General features: G+C 66.6%; 29 protein-coding genes. 21 read left to right on the forward strand and 8 right to left on the reverse strand.

Annotated features, from left to right (window positions below):
* Positions 1–13: 13 nt before the first annotated feature.
* From lipA to G3W89_RS02110, 4 genes are read right to left on the reverse strand one after another with little or no spacing between them, the layout of a single operon-like run.
* A complete protein-coding gene (gene lipA / locus G3W89_RS02095; RefSeq protein WP_162572550.1) occupies positions 14–994 on the reverse strand; it encodes a lipoyl synthase in 981 nt (326 codons plus the stop codon).
* Positions 995–1,010: 16 nt separating this feature from the next.
* The gene (lipB, locus tag G3W89_RS02100) at positions 1,011–1,688 is read right to left on the reverse strand and encodes a lipoyl(octanoyl) transferase LipB (RefSeq protein ID WP_162572551.1); all 678 of its coding nucleotides are present in this window, start codon (positions 1,686–1,688) and stop codon (positions 1,011–1,013) included.
* Positions 1,685–1,981 carry a YbeD family protein gene (locus tag G3W89_RS02105; protein WP_162572552.1) on the reverse strand — a complete coding sequence of 99 codons (297 nt, stop codon included), beginning with the start codon at positions 1,979–1,981 and terminating at the stop codon, positions 1,685–1,687. Before G3W89_RS02105 ends, lipB begins: the two co-directional genes overlap by 4 nt.
* Positions 1,978–2,883: a D-amino acid aminotransferase gene (locus G3W89_RS02110; protein WP_162572553.1), complete on the reverse strand. Its 906-nt coding sequence runs from the start codon at positions 2,881–2,883 to the stop codon at positions 1,978–1,980. The genes G3W89_RS02105 and G3W89_RS02110 overlap by 4 nt, the downstream gene beginning before the upstream one ends.
* 169 nt (positions 2,884–3,052) lie before the next feature.
* On the opposite strand from G3W89_RS02110, the gene G3W89_RS02115 reads away from it, so the two are divergent.
* From G3W89_RS02115 to G3W89_RS02180, 14 genes are all read left to right on the forward strand, one after another.
* The gene (locus G3W89_RS02115) at positions 3,053–3,544 is read left to right on the forward strand and encodes an ATP synthase subunit I (RefSeq protein WP_162572554.1); all 492 of its coding nucleotides are present in this window, start codon (positions 3,053–3,055) and stop codon (positions 3,542–3,544) included.
* A gap of 3 nt (positions 3,545–3,547) precedes the next feature.
* Entirely contained in the window at positions 3,548–4,417 is an 870-nt protein-coding gene (atpB, locus tag G3W89_RS02120; RefSeq protein ID WP_162572555.1) for a F0F1 ATP synthase subunit A, read from the forward strand.
* Positions 4,418–4,476: 59 nt separating this feature from the next.
* On the forward strand, positions 4,477–4,740 hold the full coding sequence (gene atpE, locus G3W89_RS02125; protein ID WP_019657641.1) for a F0F1 ATP synthase subunit C: 264 nt from the start codon (positions 4,477–4,479) through the stop codon (positions 4,738–4,740).
* Positions 4,741–4,827: 87 nt separating this feature from the next.
* Positions 4,828–5,298: a F0F1 ATP synthase subunit B gene (locus tag G3W89_RS02130; RefSeq protein ID WP_162572556.1), complete on the forward strand. Its 471-nt coding sequence runs from the start codon at positions 4,828–4,830 to the stop codon at positions 5,296–5,298.
* A 10-nt stretch (positions 5,299–5,308) separates the two neighbouring features.
* Entirely contained in the window at positions 5,309–5,839 is a 531-nt protein-coding gene (locus G3W89_RS02135) for a F0F1 ATP synthase subunit delta (protein WP_162572557.1), read from the forward strand.
* Positions 5,840–5,875: 36 nt separating this feature from the next.
* Complete coding sequence (atpA, locus tag G3W89_RS02140; RefSeq protein ID WP_162572558.1) at positions 5,876–7,429, forward strand: F0F1 ATP synthase subunit alpha; 1,554 nt, start codon at positions 5,876–5,878, stop codon at positions 7,427–7,429.
* A 21-nt stretch (positions 7,430–7,450) separates the two neighbouring features.
* Positions 7,451–8,326, forward strand: coding sequence for a F0F1 ATP synthase subunit gamma (atpG, locus tag G3W89_RS02145; protein ID WP_162572559.1), 876 nt, complete (start codon positions 7,451–7,453; stop codon positions 8,324–8,326).
* A gap of 52 nt (positions 8,327–8,378) precedes the next feature.
* Positions 8,379–9,794 carry a F0F1 ATP synthase subunit beta gene (gene atpD / locus G3W89_RS02150; protein ID WP_162572560.1) on the forward strand — a complete coding sequence of 472 codons (1,416 nt, stop codon included), beginning with the start codon at positions 8,379–8,381 and terminating at the stop codon, positions 9,792–9,794.
* A 21-nt stretch (positions 9,795–9,815) separates the two neighbouring features.
* Positions 9,816–10,235 carry a F0F1 ATP synthase subunit epsilon gene (locus tag G3W89_RS02155; protein ID WP_106559272.1) on the forward strand — a complete coding sequence of 140 codons (420 nt, stop codon included), beginning with the start codon at positions 9,816–9,818 and terminating at the stop codon, positions 10,233–10,235.
* 231 nt (positions 10,236–10,466) lie between these two features.
* Complete coding sequence (locus G3W89_RS02160; protein ID WP_162577283.1) at positions 10,467–11,636, forward strand: ROK family protein; 1,170 nt, start codon at positions 10,467–10,469, stop codon at positions 11,634–11,636.
* Positions 11,637–11,638: 2 nt separating this feature from the next.
* Positions 11,639–13,180, forward strand: coding sequence for a sugar ABC transporter ATP-binding protein (locus G3W89_RS02165; protein ID WP_162577284.1), 1,542 nt, complete (start codon positions 11,639–11,641; stop codon positions 13,178–13,180).
* Entirely contained in the window at positions 13,149–14,174 is a 1,026-nt protein-coding gene (locus tag G3W89_RS02170) for an ABC transporter permease (protein WP_162572561.1), read from the forward strand. Before G3W89_RS02165 ends, G3W89_RS02170 begins: the two co-directional genes overlap by 32 nt.
* Positions 14,175–14,223: 49 nt before the next feature.
* Positions 14,224–15,186, forward strand: a complete 963-nt coding sequence (locus tag G3W89_RS02175) for a substrate-binding domain-containing protein (protein ID WP_162572562.1) — start codon at positions 14,224–14,226, stop codon at positions 15,184–15,186.
* A gap of 130 nt (positions 15,187–15,316) precedes the next feature.
* Complete coding sequence (locus tag G3W89_RS02180; RefSeq protein ID WP_162572563.1) at positions 15,317–16,483, forward strand: Gfo/Idh/MocA family protein; 1,167 nt, start codon at positions 15,317–15,319, stop codon at positions 16,481–16,483.
* 24 nt (positions 16,484–16,507) lie between these two features.
* Here G3W89_RS02180 and G3W89_RS02185 read toward each other — a convergent pair whose 3' ends face one another.
* Together G3W89_RS02185 and G3W89_RS02190 are read right to left on the reverse strand one after the other, a co-directional pair.
* The gene (locus tag G3W89_RS02185; protein WP_162572564.1) at positions 16,508–17,308 is read right to left on the reverse strand and encodes a hypothetical protein; all 801 of its coding nucleotides are present in this window, start codon (positions 17,306–17,308) and stop codon (positions 16,508–16,510) included.
* 151 nt (positions 17,309–17,459) lie between these two features.
* Positions 17,460–18,011 carry a nucleoside 2-deoxyribosyltransferase gene (locus tag G3W89_RS02190; RefSeq protein ID WP_162572565.1) on the reverse strand — a complete coding sequence of 184 codons (552 nt, stop codon included), beginning with the start codon at positions 18,009–18,011 and terminating at the stop codon, positions 17,460–17,462.
* 222 nt (positions 18,012–18,233) lie between these two features.
* Here G3W89_RS02190 and G3W89_RS02195 point away from each other — a divergent pair, with 222 nt between their 5' ends.
* The 5 genes from G3W89_RS02195 to G3W89_RS02215 all read left to right on the forward strand — a co-directional run bounded on the left by G3W89_RS02195 (position 18,234) and on the right by G3W89_RS02215 (position 21,993).
* The gene (locus tag G3W89_RS02195) at positions 18,234–18,830 is read left to right on the forward strand and encodes a hypothetical protein (protein WP_162572566.1); all 597 of its coding nucleotides are present in this window, start codon (positions 18,234–18,236) and stop codon (positions 18,828–18,830) included.
* Entirely contained in the window at positions 18,827–19,339 is a 513-nt protein-coding gene (locus G3W89_RS02200) for a hypothetical protein (protein WP_162572567.1), read from the forward strand. Before G3W89_RS02195 ends, G3W89_RS02200 begins: the two co-directional genes overlap by 4 nt.
* A 13-nt stretch (positions 19,340–19,352) precedes the next feature.
* Positions 19,353–19,544 carry a hypothetical protein gene (locus tag G3W89_RS02205; protein ID WP_162572568.1) on the forward strand — a complete coding sequence of 64 codons (192 nt, stop codon included), beginning with the start codon at positions 19,353–19,355 and terminating at the stop codon, positions 19,542–19,544.
* A 52-nt stretch (positions 19,545–19,596) separates the two neighbouring features.
* Positions 19,597–19,839: a hypothetical protein gene (locus G3W89_RS02210; RefSeq protein ID WP_162572569.1), complete on the forward strand. Its 243-nt coding sequence runs from the start codon at positions 19,597–19,599 to the stop codon at positions 19,837–19,839.
* A 75-nt stretch (positions 19,840–19,914) separates the two neighbouring features.
* Positions 19,915–21,993: an NAD(+) synthase gene (locus G3W89_RS02215; protein ID WP_162572570.1), complete on the forward strand. Its 2,079-nt coding sequence runs from the start codon at positions 19,915–19,917 to the stop codon at positions 21,991–21,993.
* A gap of 19 nt (positions 21,994–22,012) precedes the next feature.
* On the opposite strand, the gene G3W89_RS02220 is transcribed toward G3W89_RS02215, so the two are convergent.
* Together G3W89_RS02220 and G3W89_RS02225 are read right to left on the reverse strand one after the other, a co-directional pair.
* Positions 22,013–22,624, reverse strand: coding sequence for an alpha-ketoglutarate-dependent dioxygenase AlkB (locus tag G3W89_RS02220; protein ID WP_162572571.1), 612 nt, complete (start codon positions 22,622–22,624; stop codon positions 22,013–22,015).
* A gap of 1 nt (position 22,625) precedes the next feature.
* Complete coding sequence (locus G3W89_RS02225; protein WP_162572572.1) at positions 22,626–22,850, reverse strand: DUF3606 domain-containing protein; 225 nt, start codon at positions 22,848–22,850, stop codon at positions 22,626–22,628.
* A 235-nt stretch (positions 22,851–23,085) separates the two neighbouring features.
* Here G3W89_RS02225 and G3W89_RS02230 point away from each other — a divergent pair, with 235 nt between their 5' ends.
* A complete protein-coding gene (locus tag G3W89_RS02230; RefSeq protein WP_162572573.1) occupies positions 23,086–24,159 on the forward strand; it encodes a ligase-associated DNA damage response exonuclease in 1,074 nt (357 codons plus the stop codon).
* Positions 24,156–25,820, forward strand: a complete 1,665-nt coding sequence (locus G3W89_RS02235) for an ATP-dependent DNA ligase (RefSeq protein ID WP_162572574.1) — start codon at positions 24,156–24,158, stop codon at positions 25,818–25,820. The genes G3W89_RS02230 and G3W89_RS02235 overlap by 4 nt, the downstream gene beginning before the upstream one ends.
* The last annotated feature ends 23 nt before the right edge of the window (positions 25,821–25,843 follow it).

Genomic DNA, 25,843 nt, shown 5'->3' on the forward strand with positions numbered 1-25,843 from the left:
TCCGCGGCTTCCGTCAGACCCCGGCCGCGTGCGCCTGCTGGTCCGCGTGGTAGCTGCTGCGCACCATTGCGCCCACTGCGGCGTGGCTGAAGCCCATCTTGTAGGCCTCTTCCTCGAACATCTTGAAGGTGTCGGGATGCACATAGCGGCGCACCGGCAGGTGGCTGCTGCTGGGCGCGAGGTACTGGCCGATGGTCAGCATGTCGATGTCATGTGCGCGCATGTCGCGCATGACCTGCAGGATCTCCTCGTCGCTTTCGCCCAGGCCCACCATGATGCCGCTCTTGGTCGGCACCGTCGGATGCAGCGCCTTGAACTTCTTCAGCAGGTTGAGGCTGAACTGGTAGTCGCTGCCCGGACGCGCTTCCTTGTAGAGGCGAGGCGCGGTCTCGAGGTTGTGGTTCATCACGTCCGGCGGCGCGGCCTTGAGGATCTCGAGCGCGCGGTCGTCGCGGCCGCGGAAGTCGGGCACCAGGATCTCGATCTGCGTCTGCGGCGAGAGCTCGCGAATGCTGCGGATGCAGTCCACGAAATGCTGGCTGCCGCCGTCTCGCAGGTCGTCGCGGTCCACGCTGGTGATCACCACGTACTTGAGGCGCAGCTTTGCGATGGTCTTGGCAAGGTTGAGCGGCTCGTCCTTGTCGAGCGGGTCGGGCCGGCCGTGGCCCACGTCACAGAAGGGGCACCGGCGGGTGCACTTGTCGCCCATGATCATGAAGGTGGCCGTGCCCTTGCCGAAGCATTCGCCGATGTTGGGGCAGGAGGCCTCCTCGCAGACCGTGTGCAGGTTGCTCTCGCGCAGGATCTGCTTGATCTCGTAGAAGCGCGTCGTCGGGCTGCCGGCCTTGACGCGGATCCACTCGGGCTTCTTGAGCACCTCGCCCTGCACCACCTTCACCGGAATGCGCGAGAGCTTGGCAGCCGCCTTCTGCTTGGCCAGCGGGTTGTAGGTGGCGGGGCCTTGGGCGTCGCGGACGACTTCGGGGGTGCTCATGGTGCGTGGGCGGGGCTCAGGGCGCGAGATAGATGGCCAGCTTGCTGGCCAGTACCTGCGCGGCTTCGTCCCAGGTTGTTTGAACGCCGATTGTAGAAAGGTCGACCGTTTTCAGGCCCGGGTAACCGCAAGGATTGATGCGGGAGAAGGGTTCGAGGTCCATCGCGACGTTGAGGGCGACGCCGTGGTAGGTGCGGTGGCGGGTGATCTTGATGCCGAGAGCGGCGATCTTGCCGAGGCCATGGAAGGGCATGGAGTCGCCGTCCGGTGAGGGCTGTAGCCGCGCATGCGAGAACGGATCGTCCAATCGAACATAGATGCCGGGCGCACCCGATACCCGGTGCCCGGTCACTCCGAAATGCGCCAGCGTGCGGATGACCGACTCCTCGATCCGATAGACGTATTCCTTGACGTAGTAGCCCGCGCGCTTGAGGTCGACCAGCGGATAGGCCACCACCTGCCCAGGCCCGTGGTAGGTCACCTGTCCGCCGCGGTCGGTCTGCACCACGGCGATCTGACCTGGATTCAGCACATGGTCGGCCTTGCCGGCGAGGCCTTGCGTATAGACCGGCGCATGCTCGCAGACCCACAGCCGGTCGCCCGATTCGGGCGTGCGTCCCTGGGTGAGGCGCTGCATCGCCGCGTAGGTGGATGCGTAGTCGACCTGGCCCAGCCAGTCGACCTCCAGCGTCACAGCACCACCTTGACCATCGGATGCGCGGTCAGCGCGCGGTAGATGTCGTCCAATTGCTCGCGACTCGTGGCGGTCACCGTGATGGTCACGCCAAGGTAGTTGCCGGCCTTGCTGTTGCGCAGTTCGACGGTGGTCGCGTCGAAGACGGGGTCGAACTGCTCGGCGATCTGCGTGATCGCGTGCACGAAGCCGTCTGCCTTCGCCCCCATCACCTTGATCGGGAACTTGGACGGATACTCGATCAGCGATTCCTTGTGCGCTTCGTTCGGCGTGTCGGGAGGGGTGGTGGTCATGCTGTCGCTCCGTAGTCTTGTGCGCTGCGTTCCTTGGCGCGCCGATAACCGGCTTCGAGTGCCTGGAAGACCGGGCCCGGGTGCCCCGTCCCGATGGGCTGCCCGTCGAGTGTGACGACCGGCAAAACCTCCTTGCTGGCCGAGGACAGCAGCAGCTCGTCGGCGCCGAAGACCTCGTCGCGCGCGATGCGGCGCAGCGAGAAGGGGATGCCGGCATCGGCGCAGATGCGCTCGATCAGGCCGTAGCGAATGCCCGCGAGCACCAGCTCGTCCTTGGGCGGCCCGCTCACCGCGCCGTCCTTCACGACCCAGACGTTGCTCGACGAGGCTTCGCTGAGCCAATCGCCGCGGAACATGATGGTCTCGGCCGCGCCGGCCTCCACGCTGATCTGGCGCGCCAGCACCGCGCCCAGCAGGCTCGTGCTCTTGATGTGCGCCTTCTGCCAGCGGAAGTCCTGCGCGCTGACACAGGGCACGCCCTTGGCGCGCACCGCATCGGGGACCGGCTTCATCGGGTTCAGCATCACGAACACGGTGGGTGCCAGCCCTTGGGGCATCGCATGCTCGCGCGGCGCGACGCCACGCGTGAGCTGGATGTAGAGAGCTTGTACAGCCGAGCGCTGGTCGGCTGGGCTGGTCTCGATCAGGTGCGCCGCGATCGCGTGCCATCCTTCGTGCGAGAGCGGGTTGGCGATGCGCAGCTCGGCCAGCGAGCGGTCCAGCCGTGCCATGTGCTCTTCGAAGCAGAAGGGAACGCCACCGTAGATCGGTACCACTTCGTAGACACCGTCGCCGAAGATGAAGCCGCGGTCGAGCACGCTGATCTTCGCGTCCCGCAGCGGCGTGTAGGCACCATCGAGATAGCAAAGAGAATCGGGGAGGGCTTCGGCGATCGGGTGCATATGGAATTATGGTGGGGGCGGCGCCGTGCTTTCCAATGCAGACCCAGGCGCCCGCGCGGGAGCAAGGGTGTTGCCAAACCTGACGGGAAGCTGGCGAAGGGACGTGGGTTTCTACTTATAATCAGTGGCTTTGTAGAAATTCTGGGTCGTCATCCGGGCTTCATTCGAAATGAAAACAATCGCCCGCGGTGTAGATGTCCGTGAGGACGGGCAGGACCCGGATGCCAACTTCAAGCCGCTGACTGCCGAGGAGGCCCAGCGGTTGCGCGAGCGAAAGCCGCTGATCTCGCCGTGGCGCGTGATCATGGTTCAGGTCGTGGCGGGGCTTCTGGTGGCGTTGGCCGCCTGGGGCTTGTCGGGGAGGCAGAATTTGGGGTGGTCCGCCGGATACGGCGCACTTGCGGTGGTGATCCCTTCCGCGGTGTTCGCAAGAGGACTGACCGGGAGGTTTTCTTCGCTGAATGCGGGCACTGCGGTGCTCGGGTTCTTCTTGTGGGAAATGGTCAAGCTGGTCTTGTCGGTGGCGATGCTGCTCGCCGCGCCAAGACTGGTGGTGGCGCTGAGTTGGCCGGCGATGCTGGTGGGCTTGGTGGTGACAATGAAGGCGGCGTGGGTGGCGGTGATGCTGGCGCCCAAACGCCCGAAATTTAAAGACGAGTAACGGATGGCTGCTGAAAACGCTGCGGAACATGGTCAGACCGCTGGTGAATACATCGTTCACCACTTGACCCATCTTCAAAGCCGTACACCGTCAGGTGTGGCTGATTTCTCCGTATTCAATTTCGACTCGCTCTTCTTCGCGATCCTGCTCGGCATTGTTGGCTGCTGGCTGCTCTGGCTGGGTGCGCGCAAGGCGACCTCGGGCGTCCCGGGCCGCTTTCAGGCGGCCGTCGAGATGCTCGTCGAAATGGTCGACCAGCAGGCCAAGGGCATCGTGCACAACGCAAAGAGCCGTAAGTTCGTGGCACCGCTCGCGCTCACCGTGTTCGTCTGGATCGTCATGCTCAACGGGATGGACCTGCTGCCGGTCGATCTGCTGCCCGCCATCTGGGCCAAGCTCTTCGGTGCTGCCGGCGGCGACCCGCACCACGCCTACCTGCGGGTCGTTCCCACTGCCGACCTTTCGGTCTCGATGGGCCTGTCTGTCTCGGTGCTGCTGATCTGCCTCTACTACAACATCAAGATCAAGGGCGCGGGTGGCTGGGTGCACGAACTCTTCACGGCGCCCTTCGGCAACCACTGGGCGCTCTATCCCTTCAACTTCGCGATGCAGATCATCGAGTTCGTCGCCAAGACCGTCTCGCACGGCATGCGTCTGTTCGGCAACATGTATGCGGGCGAACTGATCTTCCTGCTGATCGCGCTGATGGGTGGAGCCTGGACGTTGTCGGCAACCGGCATCTTGCTCGCGCTCGGCCACATCGTCGCCGGCACTGCCTGGGCCATCTTCCACATCCTGATCATCATCCTGCAAGCCTTCGTCTTCATGATGCTGACGCTCGTGTACGTCGGCCAGGCGCACGACCACCACTGATCCCGTTTTTTCGTTTTCGTTTTTTCTTTTCACTTCAACCAAAGTCCTTAGGAGTCATCATGGAAGTTATTAGCTTTGTCGCTCTCGCCGCCGGCCTGATCATCGGTCTCGGCGCAGTGGGCGCTTGTATCGGCATCGGCATCATGGGCAGCAAGTACCTCGAGTCGGCCGCGCGCCAGCCCGAGCTGATGGGTGAACTGCAGACCAAGATGTTCCTGCTGGCCGGTCTGATCGACGCCGCGTTCATCATCGGTACCGGTATTGCGTTGTGGTTCGCCACCGCCAACCCCTTCCTCTCGCAAATCGCGAACCTGCCGAAGTAATAGAACCCAGGCTTCTCGTCGAAACCGCGCGTGCTTCCTTTTCATGAAGAACGGCGCTGGATTTCAATCTCAAAGAGAGGGTGAAAAGTGAGCATTACCGGTACCCTGATCGTCCAGATGATCGTGTTCCTGATCCTGGTCGGGTTCACGATGAAGTTCGTGTGGCCGCCGATCGCCAAGGCGCTGGACGAGCGTGCCCAGAAGATCGCGGACGGCCTGGCTGCGGCCGACAAGGCCAAGGTCGCGCTGTCCGAGGCGGACAAGCGGGTGGAAGTCGAGTTGGGCAAGGCGCGCAATGAGTCCGCGCAACGCTTGGCCGATGCCGAACGTCGAGCGCAGGCCATCGTTGAAGAGGCCAAGGCCCGCGCCACGGAAGAAGGCAACAAGATCGTGGCGGCTGCCCGCGCCGAAGCCGAGCAACAGGCCGTGAAGGCGCGCGAGACGCTGCGCGAGCAGGTGGCCGTGCTGGCCGTCAAGGGCGCCGAGCAGATCCTGCGCAAGGAAGTGAATCCGGCCGTGCACGCCGATCTGCTTTCGCGTCTGCAGACCGAACTCTGAAACGGACGCCATGGCTGAACTCGCCACCATTGCACGCCCCTACGCCGAAGCGCTGTTCAAGGCATCTTCTTCGGACCTCGCCGGCACCGGCGCATGGCTCGACAGGGTGGCGGCCATCGCCGCCAATCCCGAGCTGCAGCAGTTCGCCGACAACCCCAAGGCCACGCCCGAGCAGGTACTGGATGTGATTGTCAGTGCTAACGGTGCCGCGCTGCCTCCCGCTGCCAACAACTTCATGATGGCTCTGCTCGAGAACGGCCGCTTCACGGCACTGCAGGAGATCGCCAGGCAATTCCGGGCGCTGGCGAATGCACAGAGCGGCTCGTCCGATGCGGTGGTGTACAGCGCCTTCCCGATCGAAGCTGGCGCCCTCAATGGCGTGGCCGCTGCGCTCGAGAAACGCTTCGGCCGCAAGCTGCAGATCGCCGTCGAGCAAGACCCGTCCCTGATCGGCGGTATCCGCGTGGTGGTGGGTGACGAGGTGCTCGACACCTCCGTCAAGGCGCGCCTCGAACAAATGAAAGTTGCGCTGGCAGCCTGAGGCCGCCAGCCCCCTCAACGAAAGAAGGAAAGAGTCATGCAACTCAATCCCGCAGAAATTTCCGAACTGATCAAGAGCCGCATCGAAGGTCTTGGCGTCAGTGCGAACATCCGCAACGAAGGCACCGTGGTGTCTGTGACCGACGGCATCGTGCGCGTGCACGGCCTGTCGGACGCGATGCAGGGCGAAATGCTCGAGTTCCCACCCACCGCCGACGGCACGCCGTCCTTCGGCCTGGCGCTGAACCTCGAGCGCGACTCGGTCGGCGCCGTGATTCTGGGCGAGTACGAGCACATTTCCGAAGGCGACACCGTCAAGTGCACGGGCCGCATCCTGGAAGTTCCTGTCGGCCCCGAGCTCGTCGGCCGCGTGGTGAATGCCTTGGGCCAGCCGATCGACGGCAAGGGCCCGATCAACGCCAAGCTGACGGACGTGATCGAGAAGGTCGCCCCGGGCGTGATCGCCCGCAAGTCGGTCGACCAGCCGATGCAGACCGGCCTGAAGGCGATCGACTCGATGGTGCCGATCGGCCGCGGCCAGCGCGAGCTGATCATCGGCGACCGCCAGACTGGCAAATCGGCCGTGGCTGTCGACACGATCATCAACCAGAAGGGTCAGAACATGACCTGCGTCTACGTTGCGATCGGCCAGAAGGCTTCGACCATCAAGAACATCGTGCGCGCGCTCGAGCAGGCCGGTGCGATGGACTACACCATCGTGGTCGCAGCCTCGGCGTCCGAATCTGCCGCGATGCAGTACGTGAGCGCGTATTCGGGCTGCACGATGGGCGAGTACTTCCGCGATCGCGGCCAGGACGCGCTGATCGTCTATGACGACCTGTCCAAGCAGGCCGTCGCTTACCGTCAGGTGTCGCTGCTGCTGCGCCGCCCGCCAGGCCGCGAAGCCTATCCCGGCGACGTGTTCTACCTGCACAGCCGCCTGCTGGAGCGCGCCGCCCGCGTGAACGCCGATTACGTCGAGGCCTTTACCAAGGGTGAGGTCAAGGGCAAGACCGGCTCGCTGACCGCGTTGCCGATCATCGAAACGCAGGCCGGCGACGTGTCCGCCTTCGTGCCGACCAACGTGATCTCGATCACCGACGGCCAGATCTTTCTGGAAACCAGCCTTTTCAACGCCGGCATCCGCCCCGCCATCAACGCCGGTATCTCGGTATCGCGGGTGGGCTCGTCGGCGCAGACCAAGGTCATCAAGGGCCTCTCGGGCGGTATTCGTACCGACCTCGCGCAGTACCGCGAACTCGCGGCCTTCGCGCAGTTCGCCTCGGACCTGGACGAAGCCACCCGCAAGCAGCTGGACCGCGGCGCCCGCGTGACCGAGCTCCTGAAGCAGGCGCAATACAGCCCGCTGCCCATCTCGCTGATGGGTGCCTCGCTGTTCGCGGTCAACAAGGGCTTCATGGACGACCTCGAAGTCAAGCAGGTGCTCCCTTTCGAGCACGGCCTGCACCAGTTCCTCAAGTCCAGCCACGGCGCGCTGCTCGACAAGATCGAGCAGGCCAAGGCGCTAGACAAGGATTCCGAGTCCGAGTTGACGGCGGCGATCACTTCCTTCAAGAAGTCCTTCGCCTGACCGACCCAAGGAGTAGTCTCAATGGCAGCCGGTAAGGAAATCCGCGGCAAGATCAAATCGGTGGAGAACACCAAGAAGATCACCAAGGCCATGGAAATGGTGGCCGCGTCGAAGATGCGTAAGGCGCAGGACCGCATGCGTGCCGCCCGGCCGTACAGCGAGAAGATCCGCAACATCGCGGCCAACCTCGGCCAGGCGAACCCGGAGTACACGCACGCCTTCATGAAGGTCAACGAAGCGAAGGCCGTGGGCTTCATCGTCGTGACGACCGACAAGGGCCTGTGCGGCGGCATGAACACCAACGTGCTGCGCGCCGTGACCGCCAAGCTGCGCGAGCAGCAAAAAGCCGGCAACGCGGTCGAGGCGGTGGCCATCGGCAACAAGGGCCTGGGCTTCCTGAACCGAATCGGCGCGCGCGTGGTCTCGCATGTCACCCAGCTGGGCGACACGCCGCACCTCGACAAGCTGATCGGCCCCATGAAGGTGCTGCTCGACGCCTATGCCGAGGGCAAGCTGAACGCGGTCTACCTGTGCTACACCAAGTTCATCAACACGATGCGGCAGGAATCGGTGGTGGAGCAACTGCTCCCGCTGGCCGCCGACGCGCTGAAGATGGAAAAGGGCCAGCACTCGTGGGACTACATCTACGAGCCCGACGCGCAGAGCGTGATCGACGAGTTGCTGGTGCGCTACGTGGAGTCGCTCGCCTACCAGGCGGTGGCCGAGAACATGGCCTCGGAGCAGTCGGCGCGCATGGTCGCGATGAAGTCCGCCACCGACAACGCCGGCAACGTGATCGACGAGCTCAAGCTGGTCTACAACAAGACCCGCCAGGCCGGCATTACCAAAGAGCTGTCGGAGATCGTTTCGGGCGCTGCGGCGGCCGCAGGCGTTTGAAGGCGCTGGGTCCCTCGACCTCAACCAGATTTAGTTTTTATCGGAGCAGATGATGGCTCAAGCAAATACAACGCAAGGCAAGATCGTTCAATGTATCGGCGCCGTGGTCGACGTGGAATTCCCGCGCGACCAGATGCCTAAGGTCTACGATGCCCTGCAATACCAAGGCGGCACGCTGACCCTCGAAGTGCAGCAGTTGCTCGGCGACGGCGTGGTGCGCACCATCGCGCTCGGCTCGTCCGACGGCCTGCGCCGCGGCCTCGTCGTGACCAACACCGGCAACCCGATCACCGTGCCCGTGGGCAAGGCGACCTTGGGCCGCATCATGGACGTGCTCGGTCGCCCGATCGACGAGCGCGGCCCGGTCGGCCAGGAAGTCACCGCTTCGATTCACCGCAAGGCGCCAGCCTACGACGAGCTCTCGCCCTCGCAGGACCTGCTGGAAACGGGCATCAAGGTGATCGACCTGGTCTGCCCCTTCGCCAAGGGCGGCAAGGTGGGCCTGTTCGGCGGTGCCGGCGTGGGCAAGACCGTGAACATGATGGAGCTCATCAACAACATCGCCAAGGCCCACTCGGGCCTGTCGGTGTTCGCCGGGGTGGGTGAACGTACCCGCGAAGGCAACGACTTCTATCACGAGATGTCCGACTCGGGCGTGGTCAACCTGGAGAACCTCGGCGAATCGAAAGTGGCCATGGTCTACGGCCAGATGAACGAGCCCCCGGGCAACCGTCTGCGCGTGGCGTTGACCGGCCTGACCATCGCCGAGTCCTTCCGTGACGAAGGCCGCGACGTGCTCTTCTTCGTCGACAACATCTACCGCTACACGCTGGCCGGTACTGAAGTGTCCGCGCTGCTGGGCCGCATGCCTTCCGCCGTGGGCTACCAGCCGACGCTGGCCGAGGAAATGGGGCGCCTGCAGGAGCGCATTACCTCCACCAAGGTGGGCTCGATCACCTCGATCCAGGCCGTGTACGTGCCGGCCGACGACTTGACCGACCCGTCGCCCGCGACCACCTTCGCCCACCTGGATTCCACCGTGGTGCTGTCGCGCGACATTGCCTCGCTGGGCATCTACCCCGCCGTGGATCCGCTGGACTCGACCTCGCGCCAGCTCGACCCGCACGTCGTCGGCGAAGAACACTACAACGTGGCACGCGCCGTGCAGGGCACGCTGCAGCGCTACAAGGAACTGCGCGACATCATCGCCATCCTGGGCATGGACGAACTGGCACCGGACGACAAGCTGGCCGTGGCACGCGCCCGCAAGATCCAGCGCTTCCTGTCGCAGCCCTTCCATGTGGCCGAGGTGTTCACCGGCTCGCCTGGCAAGTACGTGCCGCTGGCCGAGACCATCCGCGGCTTCAAGATGATCGTGAACGGCGAAGCCGACCACCTGCCCGAGCAGGCCTTCTACATGGTGGGCAGCATCGACGAGGCCTTCGAAAAGGCCAAGAAGGTCGCGTAAAGCGGCTGCATAGGAATCCAGATGGCAAACACCATTCACGTCGACGTGGTCAGCGCCGAGGAGTCCATCTTCTCGGGCGAGGCCAAGTTCGTCGCGCTGCCGGGTGAAGCCGGCGAGCTCGGCATCTATCCGCGCCACACGCCGCTGATCACGCGCATCCGTCCTGGTGCGGTGCGCATCGAGACGGCCGACGGCGGCGAGGAATTCGTCTTCGTGGCGGGCGGCATTCTGGAAGTGCAGCCCAATACCGTCACCGTGCTGTCCGACACCGCGATCCGTGGCAAGGACCTCGATGAAGAGAAGGCCAACAAGTCCAAGGCCGCTGCCGAGGAAGCGCTCAAGAAGGCCAAGAGCGATATAGATATCGCGTTGGCTCAATCGGAGCTTGCCGTGATGGCTGCTCAGATCGCGGCGTTGCGCAAGTACCGCCAGAAAAAATAAGCAAGGCCCGCCACTGCCAGCCAAAAAGCCGCCCATCGGGCGGCTTTCTTTTTGAGCAACCCATCGAGGGGGCTGGTACCTTAAGTCCAAAATTGGCCGAAGTTCAGGCTTGTTCGGCTGAAGCTCAGCGCCTAGTATTCGCGCTCGAATCCGGTCGGTGCCACTGGCCGGATCCGAGACGAACGGAGACAAAAAAGCGTGGCAACCTGGAACGGCCTCACCGCCGACGAGATGGCGCTGCTGGAAACGACCTTCTGGTCGGCCGGCGGCTCGCGCCATGTCATGGCGGAGCGGCTTGGTTTCTCCAAGAGCAAGGCCAACGCGCTGATCGCCGGGCTGGTCGAGCAGGGCCTGCTGGCCGAGTCTGGGCTGCAGCGCTCCTCGGGCGGGCGCCGTGCCGAGAACCTGAAGTTGCATGAGGGCCTTGGCGTACTGATCGGCGTGGACATCGGCGCCACCAGCCTCGACGTCGCCGTGCTGCGGCCTGACCTGAGCGTGCTGGCCCAGCATGCCGAGCCGGCCGACGTTCGCGAGGGCCCCGGCGTCGTGCTGGCCCGCGTCCGCCTGCTGATGCGCGAGTTGCTGAGCCGCTGCGGCCTCGAGCCGAAGCTGGTGATCGGCATTGGCATCGGCGTGCCGGGCCCGGTCAACTTCGAGATCGGCCAGTTGGTGAATCCGCCGCTCATGCCCGCCTGGGACAGCTTCTCGATCCGCGACTACCTGCGCGAGGACTACGCCGCACCGGTCTTCGTCGACAACGACGTGAACTTGATGGCGCTCGGGGAGCTCTGGCGGCTCAAGCGCTCGCTCTCCAACTTCCTCGTCATCAAGGTCGGGACCGGTATCGGCTGCGGCATCGTCTGCCACGGCGAGGTGTACCGCGGGGCGGCCGGCTCGGCCGGGGACGTGGGCCACATCTGCGTCGACCAGGAAGGGCCGCTGTGCCATTGCGGCAACCTGGGCTGTGTCGAGGTGATGGCGGCCGGTCCGGCCATCACGCGCATGGCTGTACAGGCGGCCGAAGCCGGGGAGAGCATTGCGCTGGCCGAACGGCTGCGCGCGCAGGGCCGTATCGACGCTGTCGACGTGGGCCAGGCCAGCCGCGCCGGAGACGCGGCCGCCAACGCCATCGTGCAGCGGGCCGGCCAGCTGATTGGGCAGATGCTGGCCTCCATCGTCAACTTCTTCAATCCATCGCACGTGTTCATCGGCGGCGGCATTACCCGCATAGGGCCGCTGTTCCTGGCGGCGCTGCGCCAGAGCGTCTATCACCGCTCCCTGGCGCTGTCGACGCGACACCTGGAGATCCAATACACCCCTCTGGGTTCGCAGGCCGGGCTGGTCGGTGCCGGCGCGCTTGCGATGCACGAGACGCTCAAGGCCCGCGGAGTCGCGCCATGACCATGCCGCAGCAGCAGCAGCAGCCGCAGCCCCATTCGCCGAAGCGCAGCGTCGCCGTCGAGTTCGAGCAGGTCGTGAAGGCCTTCGGCCCGGTACAGGTCCTGCACGGCGTGAGCTTCTCCTTGGAGCCTGGGCGCGTCTATGGCCTGCTTGGCGAGAACGGCGCCGGCAAATCCACGCTGATGAAGATCCTGGCCGGCTACGAGCCGATCACCGGCGGCACGGTGCGCGTCAACGGCGAGCCGCAGCAGTTTGCCAGCTCGCGCGAGGCCGAGGCGCTGGGCATCGTGCTCATCCACCAGGAGTTCAACCTTGCCGAGGACTTGACCGTGGCGCAGAACATCTTTCTCGGCCACGAAAAGAAGAAGGGTTTCCTGCTCGACGACCCCGCGATGGAGCGCGACGCCGCGGCCGCGCTCGCGCAGGTCGGCCTGAAGATCGACCCCCGCACCAAGGTGCGCCGCCTGATCGTGGCCGAGAAGCAGCTCGTCGAGATCGCCAAGGCGGTCTCGCGCCATGCCCGCCTGCTCGTGATGGACGAGCCCACCGCCACGCTCACGCCCGGCGAGACCGAGCGGCTGTTCCGACTGATCGCGCAGCTTCGCGACGACGGGGTGACCATCGTCTACATCTCGCACAAGCTCGACGAGGTCGAACGCGTGACCGACGAGGTGATCGTGATGCGGGACGGCCGCTTCGTCACGCGTGCCCCCACCGCCGAACTCACGCGCCACCAGATGGCCAACCTGATGGTGGGCCGCGAACTGGCTGACCTGTACCCGCCACGCGATCCCGTCACCGCGGCGCATGCGCCCGCGATGCAAGTGCGCGATTTCAGCGTGCCCGGCTGGGCCGACAGCGCCAGCTTCGAGGTGCGGCCCGGCGAGATCCTGGGCTTTGCCGGCCTGGTGGGCGCCGGCCGCACGGAGCTCTTCGAAGGACTGCTGGGCCTGCGCCCTGCCAGCGGCGGCAGGGTCGAGATCGGCGGCAAATCCGTTCAGCTGCGCAATCCCCGCGACGCCGCGCGACACGGCCTCACCTACCTCAGCGAGGACCGCAAGGGCAAGGGCCTGCACGTCCACCTGGGCCTGCGCCAGAACCTCACGCTGATGGCGCTGGAGCGCTATGCCCAGCCTTGGCTCAAGCCCGAGGCCGAGCGCAGCGCGCTGGCCGCGGCAGTGAAGGACTTCGGCATCCGCACGGGGGACCTGGATGCGCGCGCTTCATCGCTCTCGGGCGGCAACCAGCAGAAGCTCGCGCTGGCCAAGGTGCTGCAGCCGAAGCCAAGGGTCGTGGTGCTCGACGAGCCCACGCGCGGCGTAGACGTCGGCGCCAAGCGCGACATCTATTTCCTGATCCAGCGGCTGGCTCGCGAGGGGCTCGCCGTGATCGTCGTCTCTTCCGAATTGATGGAGCTGATCGGCCTGTGCCACCGCGTCGCGGTGATGCGCGCCGGCCGGCTCGTCGCCACGCTCGACGCGAACCAACTGACCGAAGAGGAACTCATCGCCCATGCCACCGGAACCGCAGCAAGCCAAGCCTGAAGCAGCGGGCGTCATGCACCGCAGCGAATCCAAGCCGCGCTGGACCGAGCGCCTGCACGGTCTCGGCCCCGTCATCGGCCTGGTGCTGCTGTGCATCGCCGGCACGTTGCTCAACAGCGACTTCGCCACTCTCGACAATGCCATGAACGTGCTCACCCGCACCGCCTTCATCGGCATCATCGCGGTCGGTATGTGCTTCGTGATCATCTCGGGCGGCATCGATCTCTCGGTCGGCTCGATGGCCGCGCTCATTGCAGGCTGCGTGATCATGTTCATCAACGCGATGGGTCCGGCGCTTGGCTCGCCGCTGCTGGCGGTGGGGCTGGGTGCCGTGCTCGCGGTGGTGCTGGGCGCGATCTTCGGGCTGGCGCACGGCCTGCTCATCACCAAGGGGCGCATCGAGCCCTTCATCGTCACGCTCGGAACGCTGGGCATCTTCCGTGCCTATCTCACCTACTTCGCCGACGGCGGTGCGCTCACGCTGGACAACGAGCTGTCCGACCTCTATGCGCCGGTCTACTACGCGAGCCTCCTGGGCATCCCTGTGCCGGTATGGGTGTTCCTGGTCGTCGCGGTCGTCGGTGGCGTCATCCTCAACCGCACCGCCTATGGCCGCTACGTGCAGGCCATCGGCTCGAACGAGCAGGTCGCACGCTACGCCGCCGTGGGCGTCGACGGCGTGAAGATCCTCACCTATGTGCTGCTGGGTGTATGCGTGGGCATCGCAACGCTGCTCTACGTGCCGCGCCTGGGCTCGGCCTCGCCCACCACCGGCCTCCTGTGGGAGCTGGAGGCGATTGCCGCCGTCATCGTCGGCGGCACCGCGCTCAAAGGCGGCGCCGGGAGCATCACCGGTACCGTGATCGGCGCCATCCTGCTCTCGGTCATCAGCAACATCCTCAATCTCACGAGCATCATCAGCGTGTACCTCAATGCCGCTGTGCAGGGCTTCGTGATCATCGTGGTCGCATTCCTGCAGCGCGGGCGACGCTAGCGCGCCTCGCAAGAATTTTCATGACAGTTTTTCAACAAGGAGACAGCAAATGAATCCCATCACACGACGCCTCGCACTCACCGCGGTCGCCGCTGCAGCGCTTGCCGCCGGTCCGGCCTTCGCCGCCGAGAAGGTCAACCTCGGCGTCTCGATCCCGGCCGCGACGCACAGCTTCATGGGCGGCATCAACTACTGGGCCAACCAGGCAAAGAAGGACCTGGAGAAGGAACACAAGGACCTCAAGATCACCATCAAGACGGCGGCCAATGCGCCCGAGCAGGCCAACCAGCTGCAGGACCTCTCGACGGTGACCAAGATCAACGCGCTGGTGATCTTCCCCTTCGAATCCGCCGCGCTCACCAAGCCCGTGGCCCAGGTCAAGGCCAAGGGCACCTACGTCACGGTGGTCGACCGCGGCCTGACCGACACCAGCGCGCAGGACGCCTACGTGGCCGGCGACAACACAGCCTTCGGCAAGATCCCGGCCGAGTACATCGCCAAGAAGCTGGGCGGCAAGGGCGACGTCGTGGCGCTGCGCGGCATCGCCACCACGCTGGACAACGAGCGCATGGACGCCTTCAACGGCGTGCTCAAGAACTACCCCGACATCAAGCTGCTCGACGCCAAGTACGCCAACTGGAACCGCGACGACGCCTTCAAGGTCACGCAGGACTACCTGACGCGCTTCAAGAAGATCGACGCCATCTGGGCAGCCGACGACGACATGGCCGTCGGTGTGCTCAAGGCCATCGAGCAGGCCAAGCGCGACGACATCAAGGTCATCTTCGGCGGTGCCGGCGCCAAGGGCATGGTCAAGACCATCCTCGACGGCAAGGACCCGCGCATCCAGGCCGACGTCAGCTACTCGCCCAAGTTCATCTACAACGCCATCAAGCTCACGGCCGAGGCGCGCCTCAAGGGCGAGAAGCTGCCGGCGACGACGATCATTCCCTCGGTGCTGATCACCAAGGAAAACGCCAAGGACTTCTACCACCCGAATTCGCCTTTCTAAGCGCTCTCCCAGGCTTCGCGCACTTGGTGTCGCTCTCGCCAACCCCCTTCCGGGGGCGACACCAGCGGTCCGGCAAAGCCGGTTCCGCGGTGTCCCCGAGGGCGCTGGCCCGGGCCCTGCACTGCACCCCATGATTCAACCGATCACTTCACGCAAGTTGCGCTACGCCATGGTCGGCGGCGGGCGCGATGCCTTCATCGGCGCGGTGCACCGCAAGGCCATCGCGCTCGACGGCCAAGCAGAGTTGCTCGCCGGCGCGCTATCTTCCAGCGCCGAGAAAGCGAAGGCCTCCGGGCGCGAGCTCTGGCTGGCCGACGACCGCAACCACGGCGACTGGCAAGCCCTGCTCGACGACGAGCTGAGGCGCCCCCAGGAAGAGCGCATCGACTTCGTCTCGATCGTCACGCCCAACCATCTGCACTTCCCCGTCGCGCAGGCCTTCGTCGAGGCCGGCTTCCACGTGGTGTGCGACAAGCCGCTGGTGCACACCGGCGCGCAGGCCGATGCGCTGGTCGCGGCCGTGGCGCGGCAGGGCACCGTGTTCGCCGTGACCTACAACTACACCGGCTACCCGATGGTGCGCGAGGCGCGCGAGATCGTGAGAAGCGGCCGGCTTGGCGATATCCGCAAGGTGGTCGTCGAATACAACCAGGGCTGGCTCGCAACCCAGCTCGAGAAGGGAGGCAACAAGCAGGCGGCCTGGCGCAGCGATCCCGCCAGGAGCGGCGCGGCCGGTGCCATCGGCGACATCGGCTCGCATGCCGAGAACCTGGTCGCCACCGTGACCGGGCTGGAGATCGAAAGCCTCTGCGCGGACCTGAGCACGCTGGTTCCGGGCCGCGCGCTCGACGACGACGGCAGCGTGCTGCTGCGTTTCCGCGGCGGGGCGCGCGGCGTGCTCATCGCCTCGCAGGTCAATACCGGGCTGGAGAACGACTTGCGCCTTCGCGTCTCCGGAACGCTGGGCACGCTGGTCTGGCGGCAGGAGCAGCCCAGCGAGCTGCTGCATCTGCCGCACGACGGGCCGCGGCGCGTGCTCACGCGCGGCGCACCGTGGTTGGGCGAGTCGGCGCGGCGCGCGAGCCGGCTGCCCAGCGGGCATCCGGAGGGTTTCATCGAGGCCTTCGCCAACGTGTATGCCGGCGTCTTCGCCGATGTTCGCGCGCGGCTCGACGGCAGACAGGCCGACGCGCTGGAGGCAGACTACCCGGGGGTGGAGGACGGCGCCCGCGGTGTGCGCTTCATCGAGCGCGTGGTGGCGTCGGCAGGCAGCACGACGAAGTGGACGGCGTGGTGAGGACGGCACGAGCCCAGGCGCGCCTCAGCTCGACGGGCGCCCCTTCCCCAGGGTGATCCTGCCCTTCTGCACCGCCCACACCCTGCCATCCGGCGTGCCCACGAACATGGGCTGGCGCGCCCAGAGACTCCAGAAGACATGGGCCTCCGTCGGGATGTTGTCGAGGACGTGCGTCACGTACAGGCTGGCCGCTCGAGGGTCCTGCCGCAGGGTCAGGCAGCTGCGCGTGAAGCTGCGTTGCGCGATCACCGATGCTCCCTCGGTGATCACGCGGTAGGTGCCGCCGAGCGGAACCGTGTTGTTCCCGCTGGTCGTGGGCAGCAGGTAGACCACCCACCTGCGGGGGACGTCGCCGGCATCGGCCGGCAGGACCACCGTGTTGTATTGCTCGGTGCAGGGCTGGAACCCGGACCCGACCGCCAGCTCGCGGGCGGCAGCGGCGCCTGCCTCGAAGGGTGTCAAGGGCGAGGGCTGGTCGAGCGTGGTGAGTTCCTGGATCTTGTCGTCCTCGATCGATACGGCCACGCGGTAGAGCGCAGCGGGCCGTCGGTCCACGAAGGTCACCGTGACGAGGCCGTCGTGCTCTTCGGTGATCCATCCCCGCACGCGCGCGTCGCGGCGGAAGGCCGGAATCTTGAGCGCCGCCTCGCTGGCCGCCGCAATGGCGCGCTCATGCTGGTGGACCGCCCTGCCCATCACTTCAGCGCTCTCCAGTGCGGCGGTTTCCTGTTCCGGCGACAGGGGCGGCAACGGCTGCTGGCCTTCGTCGGCCCGGGCGGCGAGCCAAGCCAGCGCGAAGGCCAAAGCAAGGAGGAGGCGGATCATGGTCCCGGCAATCGAAAGCAGCGGATGGTATCGATGGCAGTGCCAATGCACGCAGCGAAGAGACATTTCGCGAGAGTTGCCGGACTGTCCTCGTGAAGGACTGCTCACGCCGCTGATCGGCCGGGCGTTATGCGCGGTGAGGTGCGTCGAATCAAGGATGCGCAGCGCGTCCAATCAGCCGTGCCAGCTGCGAGAGCGCCGCTTCGGCAGAAGATGCCATCGCCGTCGAGCAGGCCAGCATCAGGTTCAGCCGCTGTCCCAGGCCTTCGACCATGACGCCGCTGTCGCGCTCGCGCGTCACACCGGTTGCGTCCTGCGTGCACGCCATTGCGGCTCCCACGCGTCTCGCGTAGCTGCCGGCAGGCACGCCGTAGACGACGACCGGCTTGCCCAGTGCCACCGCGAAGCCGACCTCGAACACGGTGCCCGAGTCCGGCTCGAGGCCGCGGAAGTTCATCAGGTTGGCGATCACGCCATCGACCTGCCGGATGAGCGCGATGTTGCCCTCATAGATCCGGCGTGCGCGCTCGTCGTCGCTGCCCGTGAAGTCCGCGTCGAGGCCGCCGTCCGATGGCGCGATGCCCTTCAGGCCCAGCCGCTCGCACGCGGCTTTCAGGTCCCGGTAGATCTGTTCGCAATCGCGAAAGAAGATGTCCGGGCCGGCGAGGTAGACGCGAGGCCGGGGAGGTCGGGGCTGGTGCATGGTCGCGTTCGTGGTCGCTGGATCTTCCGAGGGGACGCGCTCATTGTCCGGCACGTCAGGGCCGGGACGCGTGCTGCGATGCGTAGGTTCGATCCCACAGAAGTTACGTCCATACGCTGCCGGCCCGGCGCCACGGCCGTTATCAGCATTCATGCATCCGCACGTGGTCGCTGCTGCATCCGCGGCGCGCACGGACGGTGCTTCGATGTGAAGGGGAGACGTATGGACGCCGAGAGCACGCAAGCCCTGTGGGTAGTGGGAATCGTCGTGGTTCTTGCCCTGGTCGCGCTGGCTGCCTATTTGTTCCACCGAAAACGACAGTCGGGCCTGCTCGCGGCGCGCTTCGGCGACGAGTACGACCGCGCCGTCAAGCACCATGGCAGCCGGGCGAAGGCAGAAGCCGAACTCCGGCAGCGCACGGCGAGGGTCGAGCGGCTGCGCATCGTTCCGCTGGCGCCTGGCGAAGCGGCGCGCTTCAGCAGCGCGTGGAACAAGGTGCAGGCCGAGTTCGTCGACAACCCGTCCGGCGCGGTGACGCAGGCGGACCAACTGGTGCGCGAGCTGATGCAGAAGCGAGGCTATCCGATGGGCGACTTCGAGCATCGTGCGGCCGACATCTCGGTGGACCATCCCGCGGTGGTGAGGAACTACCGCGCGGCGCAGGCCATCCATGCGCGCACCCTGAGCGGCGAGGTAGAGACCGAGGAGCTGCGCAAGGCCGTGGTTCACTACCGTGCGTTGTTCGATGAATTACTTGAAGTGCGCGTGGAAAACCCGCCGCGCGCGATGCCGGCGAGACCGGTGGAGGCACGATCATGATCTTCGATACCAGGCGTGGTGAGCGCAGCGAGCACGACGTTGCCGCCCGACCCATGCAGAACACGCAGAACACGCAGAGCCGGAATGCGGATGCCCGCATCGCGCCGGACGACCTCGAGCAGCCGGTTTCGCGGCAGCCAGAGCCGTCGCGGCAGCCGCGGCAACAGGAGCAGTTGCAGGCGTCACAGGTGCCACAGCGGCCCCACACGGTGCAGCAGGATCGTGCGGACGAGTCGCTGGCCCCGCTCTTCGCGCCCGAGGCAGCACGGGATTTCCGTGCCAGTTGGGACGCAGTGCAGATCGGCTTCGTCGACGATCCGCAGCAGGCCGTGCGCCAGGCCGATGAATTGGTAAGGCAGATGCTGCAGAACCTCTCGCAGACCTTCTCGGACGAGCGGGCGGGACTGGATACGCGCGGCGGCGGAGCGGCGGATGCCGCCTCGACGGAGAAGTTGCGCGTCGCCCTGCGTCGCTATCGCGCCTTCATGCAGCGGTTGCTCTCGCTGTGATCGGGAGGTTGTGATGGTGCAAAGAAGAACCGATGCCGACTCACCGCCGCGCGACGCAGGCAAGGCTCCGGGCCACACCCCCTTCCTGCGGCAGCGCGTCGGGACTGACGCGCCGAAGCGCCGCTCTTCCGAAGGTGCGAGCACCGGCCGCAGTGCGAAGTCGACTGCCGGGGGAGCCGCCGGCCAGTTGACCGAGAAGGACTGATGGCGACGCGGCCCGCGCGCGGCTGGGCTTTTCCTGTTTGAAGGAGTGCAACATGAACGATCCACAAGACCCCAAGAGCCCTGACATCCAGGGCGAAGGCAACTACGAAGCCACGCGGCGCTACGACAAGGCCACCACGGACTTCGTGAAATCGGGCAAGGTCGATGAAGCCGCGCGCAATGCGCGTCCGAAGAGCGAGTCCGAAGCCGAAGCGATGCGCAAGGCCGAGCTGGAGGGCAAGTCGCACGCGAAGGGCGAGGACCCGGCCTTGCGCAAGGGCGGCGGCTCGCAGTAAATGTCGGGGCCGTCGCCGGAAAGGCCGGCTTGCAGCCCGCGGGCGGCATCCGCGGCGTGAGGCCACAATCCGGCCATGACCGAGCACGAGTTCCACAATCCCTACACCCACGGCTTCGCGCGCATGGCCGTCGCGGTGCCGCGCAACCGGGTGGCCGACCCGGTGTTCAACACGGCCGAGACCCTGCGCCTGTACCGCGAGGCCGCGGCTGATGGCGCAGTGCTGGTGGCCTTCCCGGAACTGGGGCTCTCGGCCTACACCTGCGACGACCTGTTCCACCAAGCCGCGTTGCTCGATGCCTGCGAGCGCGCCCTGCTGGAGGTGGCCGCCGCCTCGCGGGGCATCGGTGCCGTCGCGGTCGTGGGCCTGCCGCTGCGGGTGGACCACCGGCTTTTCAACTGCGCCGCGGTCGTGGCCGACGGGCGGGTGCTGGGCGTGCTGCCGAAGACCTACCTGCCGAACTACGGCGAGTTCTACGAGGCGCGCCAGTTCAACGGCGCCGACATGGCGTTGGCCACGGAGCTGGTGCTCGGCGAAGAGCGCATTCCCTTCGGCACCGACCTGCTGTTCCAGTCGCGCCAGCTGCCGCTCTTCAAGCTGCACGTGGAAATCTGCGAGGACGTGTGGGTGCCCATTCCGCCGTCCAGCTATGCGGCCCTCGCGGGCGCCACGGTGCTGGTCAATCTGTCGGCGTCCAACATCACGATCGGCAAGTCGGACTATCGTCATCGTCTGGTCAGCCTGCAATCGGCGCGCTGCCTGGCGGCCTACCTCTACACCTCGGCCGGCATCGGCGAATCGACCACCGACCTGGCCTGGGACGGCCAGGCGCTCATCTACGAAAGCGGCGACATGCTGGCCGAGAGCGAGCGCTTCAGCAACCGCTCGCACATCGTTGCAGCCGACGTGGACCTGGAGCGCGTATCGCGCGAGCGCATGCGACAGAACAGCTTCGGCACCTCGGTCCACAAGCACAAGGAGGCGCTCGCGGGCTGGCGCACCGTCGAGTTCGAGCTGCCGGTCCCGTCGCAGGTGCCGCACGGCCTGCTGCGCCAGGTGGCGCGCTTCCCCTACGTGCCGTCGGACGCGGCCACGCGCGATGCGCGCTGCAGCGAGGTCTTCAACATCCAGGTGCAGTCCCTGGTGCAGCGCATCGAGGCAGCCCGCATCGACAAGCTGGTGATCGGCGTCTCCGGCGGGCTCGACTCCACGCACGCGCTGCTGGTATGCGCGCAAGCCATGGACCGTCTCGGCAAGCCGCGCTCCGACATCCTCGGGTTCACCATGCCCGGCTTCGCGACCACCGGCCGCACGCTGGCGCAGGCGCACCGGCTGATGACCAGCATCGGCTGCACCGCGCGCGAGATCGACATCCGACCCAGCTGCCGCCAGATGCTGGAGGACCTGGGCCATCCCTTTGCGCGGGGCGAGCCGCAGTACGACATCGCCTTCGAGAACGTGCAGGCCGGCGAGCGCACCAGCCACCTGTTCCGGCTTGCCAACTTCCACCAGGGCATCGTGGTGGGCACCGGTGACTTGAGCGAGCTCGCGCTCGGCTGGTGCACTTATGGTGTGGGCGACCACATGTCGCACTACAACGTGAACGCGAGCGTGCCCAAGACGCTGATCAAGCACCTGGTGCACTGGGTCGAGACCAAGAAGCTGCTGGGCGACGAGGGCAGTGGCGTGCTGCGCGACATCCTCGAGACCGAGGTCAGCCCCGAGCTGATTCCTGCAACCGATGCGCCTGCGGCAGGCGAGGGCGTCGAGGCCCAGCCCGGCCAGCGTACCGAGGACACCATCGGCCCTTACGAGCTGCAGGACTTCCATCTCTACTACACGCTGCGCTACGGCTTCAGGCCGAGCAAGGTCGCCTTCCTGGCGCACGCGGCCTGGGGCGATCGCGCACGCGGCCGCTGGCCCGACGAGCTGCAGAAGGAGCGCAACGAGTACGGGCTTGCAGACATCAAGCGCCACCTCGGCACTTTCCTCTACCGCTTCTTCAAGACCAGCCAGTTCAAGCGCTCCTGCGTGCCGAATTCGCCCAAGGTCGGCTCGGGCGGCTCGCTGTCCCCGCGGGGTGACTGGCGCGCGCCCAGCGATTCCGAGGCCGAGGTCTGGCTGGAAGACCTGAAGCGCGTGCCGGAGTCCTGAGCAAGCGTTTGGCTGTGGCTCAGGGCTCGTGCACCGCCGCCGTGCGCAGCGTGATCGAATAGCGCAGCGACTGGACGGGTGTCACTCGGTGCTGCCAGCGCCACCGCGCAGGCCCGCGCATCCGGTAGATCGAACGAGGTGCAACCACGAGATCGATGTGGGGACCGGGGCGGCCCCGCGCGTCCCTGACAGGCGGATAGGGCCTGAACTGCATCAGGCCCGCGCCCAGCAGCGAGATGCCCACGACTTCCTCGAATTCCGGCACATCCCGGTGCCAGCCCAAGGGCGTGCCTGGGCTGTATTCCGCGACCAGCATGTGCACCAGCATCTCCGGCGCCACCTTCATCCACCGCGCAACCTTGTCGCGCAGCGGCACCAGCCGGGCTGGCAGGTCCGGCGAAGGCCGAAGCCGGTTGGCGTCGAAGTCGTAGTGGCCACCGAAGCTGATGCCGCGGCGCCGTGCCGTGTAGTCCTTGTAGCGCATCTGCTCCAGCGGCAAGGCCCGCACGATGTGCAGCAACTCGCTTTCCTCGTCCGCGTCCAGGAAGTCGTCTTCGTAGCGCCAACCCTGCAGCAGCGCGGCAGGGGCCTCATCGAAGAGCGCGGCCTGCGCGGGGTGCGCCCCTGGCATGCTAGGCCGAGGCGCTTGTCTTGCGGAGCGCGGACGCGCCGCTTCGGCCCGCCCTCAGGTGCCATTCGATGTCCATCGCGCGGCTGCCGACGGCGCGCACGGCTTCACGCAGACAGTCGTGCGAGACGTCGAGCCGGCGCGACCATTTGTCCAGCTCTCGGGCGCTGCTGATGTCGATGCGTTCGGGCTGCGCGCCACCGCGCGCTCCTTCTGCCGTGGTCTTCATGGCTTTGCTCCTGAATGCCTGGCTTGTGCTCGTCAGGGAGACCCACCGTAGGGACCTTGGTTTCGACAATTTGTAGGAGATCAGCCATCCGGGCTGCCCTCCAACCCGAACAGGCCGATCGCCCGGGGTGTCCGCGGAGCGCGGCAGCAGGGTCTCGCAAGCGGCTTCGCGCGTGGGCAGGGCGCGACGCGGGCCTACACGCGCGCGCGTCGAGGCGGGGCTAGGATCGCCTGCCATGCCCGCCGAAGACCTCGTCGTTGCGCGCCGCGAAGGCCTCTACTGCCCGCCCGGTGACTTCTACATCGACCCGTGGCGGCCGGTGGACCGCGCGGTCATCACCCACGCGCATTCCGATCATGCGCGCGTGGGCCATGGCCACTACCTCGCGCACGAGGACAGCGCCGGGACCTTGCGCGCGCGGCTTGGCGACATCACGCTGCAGACGCTTCCCTATGGCAGCGCGATCGATCATCGCGGCGTGCGCCTGTCGCTGCATCCGGCCGGCCACGTGCTGGGCTCGGCGCAGGTGCGGCTCGAACATGGCGGCCGCGTGTGGGTCGCCTCCGGCGACTACAAGACCGAGCCGGACGGTACCTGCGCGCCCTTCGAGCCGGTGCCCTGCGACACCTTCATCACCGAATCCACCTTCGGCCTGCCGATCTACCGTTGGCCTGCACAGGCCGCGCTCTTCGCCGAAATCGACGGCTGGTGGCGCGCCAACGCGAACCACGGGCGCGCCTCCGTGCTGCTGTGCTATGCCTTCGGCAAGGCGCAGCGCATCCTGCACGGCGTCGATGCGAGCATCGGGCCGATCGTCGTGCATGGCGCTGTGGAGCCGTTGAACGCGGTCTATCGCGCGGCGGGCGTGGCACTGCCGCCCACCTTGCGCGTGACGGACCCCGGCGTGGACGCCGCGCTGCTCAAGCGCGCGCTGGTGCTGGCGCCGCCATCGGCCGCCGGTACGCCATGGATGCGGCGCTTCGGCCAGTACTCGGATGCCTTCGCCAGCGGCTGGATGCAACTGCGCGGCACACGGAGGCGGCGCGGCGTGGACCGCGGCTTCGTGATGTCGGACCACGCGGATTGGCCCGGCCTGCAGCAGGCCATCGCCGCGACCGGCGCCGAGCGCGTGTTCGTGACGCACGGCAGCGTGGCCGTGATGGTGCGATGGCTGCAGGAAAGCGGACTGGATGCGCGCGCCTTCCAGACCGAATACGGCGACGAGGACATGGAAGGCGGTGCAAACGACGCGAGCCCGGAAGCAAAAGGAGAGAAGCCCGAGAGGGAGGAGGACGTCGCCTCGCCATGAAGCAGTTCGCTGCGCTCTACCGCGAGCTCGATGCGAGCACCTCCAACCTCGTGAAGCAGGCGGCGCTGCAGCGCTACCTGCAGGCCGCCGCCCCCGAGGACGCCGCGTGGGCTGTGTACTTCCTCGCAGGCGGGCGGCCGCGGCAACTGGTGCCGACCAAGCTGCTGCGCCTGCTCGCACAGCAGGCTGCCAGCCTTCCGGAGTGGCTGTTCGACGAGAGCTACGAAGCGGTCGGCGACCTTGCCGAGACGCTCTCGCTGTTGCTGCCGCCACCCACCGAGGCGCACGACCTCGGCCTTGCGACCTGGATCGAGCAACACCTGCTGCCGTTGCGCGGAATGCCGCCCGAGCCGCTCGCCGATGCGCTGCGTGCCCAGTGGCGCCAGTTGGCGCCGGAGGAGCGCCTCGTCTACTTCAAGCTCATCACGGGCGCCTTCCGCGTCGGCGTCTCGCGCCTGCAGGTCACGCAGGTATTGGCGACGATGAGCGGGCTCGACCCCAAGCGCGTCGCGCAGCGGCTCATGGGCTACACCCACATCACGGGCCGGCCGGGCCCGGCCGATTTCACGGCGCTGATCGCGCCCGAGAGCGGCCACGAGCAGGACCGCCAGGCGGGCGGGCACCCCTACCCCTTCTTCCTCGCACATCCTTTTGCGTTGCCGCTCGATCAGTTCGATGCGGTGCTGGGACCACCCTCGCAGTGGATCATCGAATGGAAGTGGGACGGCATCCGCGCCCAGCTGGTGCGGCGCGCCGGCCAGGTGTGCCTGTGGTCGCGCGGCGAGGAACTGGTGACGGACCGCTTTCCCGAGCTGGCCGAGATGGGCCGGGCGCTGCCTGACGGCACGGTGCTCGATGGCGAGGTGGTGGTCTGGCGCGAAGATCGCGTGCAGCCCTTTGCCGAGCTGCAGAAGCGCATCGGCCGAAAGACGCTGACGCCGAAGCTGCTGCGCGAAATCCCGGCGGTGCTGCTGGGCTACGACCTGCTCGAATGGCAAGGCCGCGACCTGCGCGCGCTGCCGCAGCACGAGCGGCGCGTGCTGCTCGACGATCTCATCGCGACGGTGCAGCACCCGGCGCTGATCGCGAGCCCGATGCTGCACGGCGAGAGCTGGCAGGACCTCGCGCGCCAGCGCGAATCGGCGCGGGCGATGGGCGTGGAAGGCATGATGCTCAAGCAGCGCCACGCGGCCTACGGCGTCGGCCGCACCAAGGACGTCGGCCTGTGGTGGAAGTGGAAGATCGATCCGCTCTCGGTCGACGCCGTGCTGGTCTACGCGCAGCGCGGGCACGGACGGCGCGCGAGCCTCTACAGCGACTACACCTTCGCCGTGTGGGACGCACCGCCCGAGGTGGACGGGCGCAAGCTCGTGCCGTTCGCCAAGGCCTATTCCGGCCTGAGCGATGCCGAGATGGCGCGCGTGGACGCGATCGTCCGCCGCACCACCATCGAGAGCTTCGGACCGGTGAGGAGCGTGACGCCCACGCTGGTCTTCGAACTCGGTTTCGAGGGCATCGCGCGCAGTGCGCGGCACAAGAGCGGCATCGCGGTGCGCTTTCCGCGAATGCTGCGCTGGCGCGAGGACAAGCCGGTGGAGGAGGCGGATACCTTGCAGACGCTGGCGGCACTGTTGCCGCAACCCGCATCGACATCGCCGTGAGCAGCAACCCGGCCCAGTCTTTC

Source organism: Variovorax sp. PBL-H6 (assembly GCF_901827155.1).
Taxonomy (GTDB): Bacteria; Pseudomonadota; Gammaproteobacteria; order Burkholderiales; family Burkholderiaceae_C; genus Variovorax.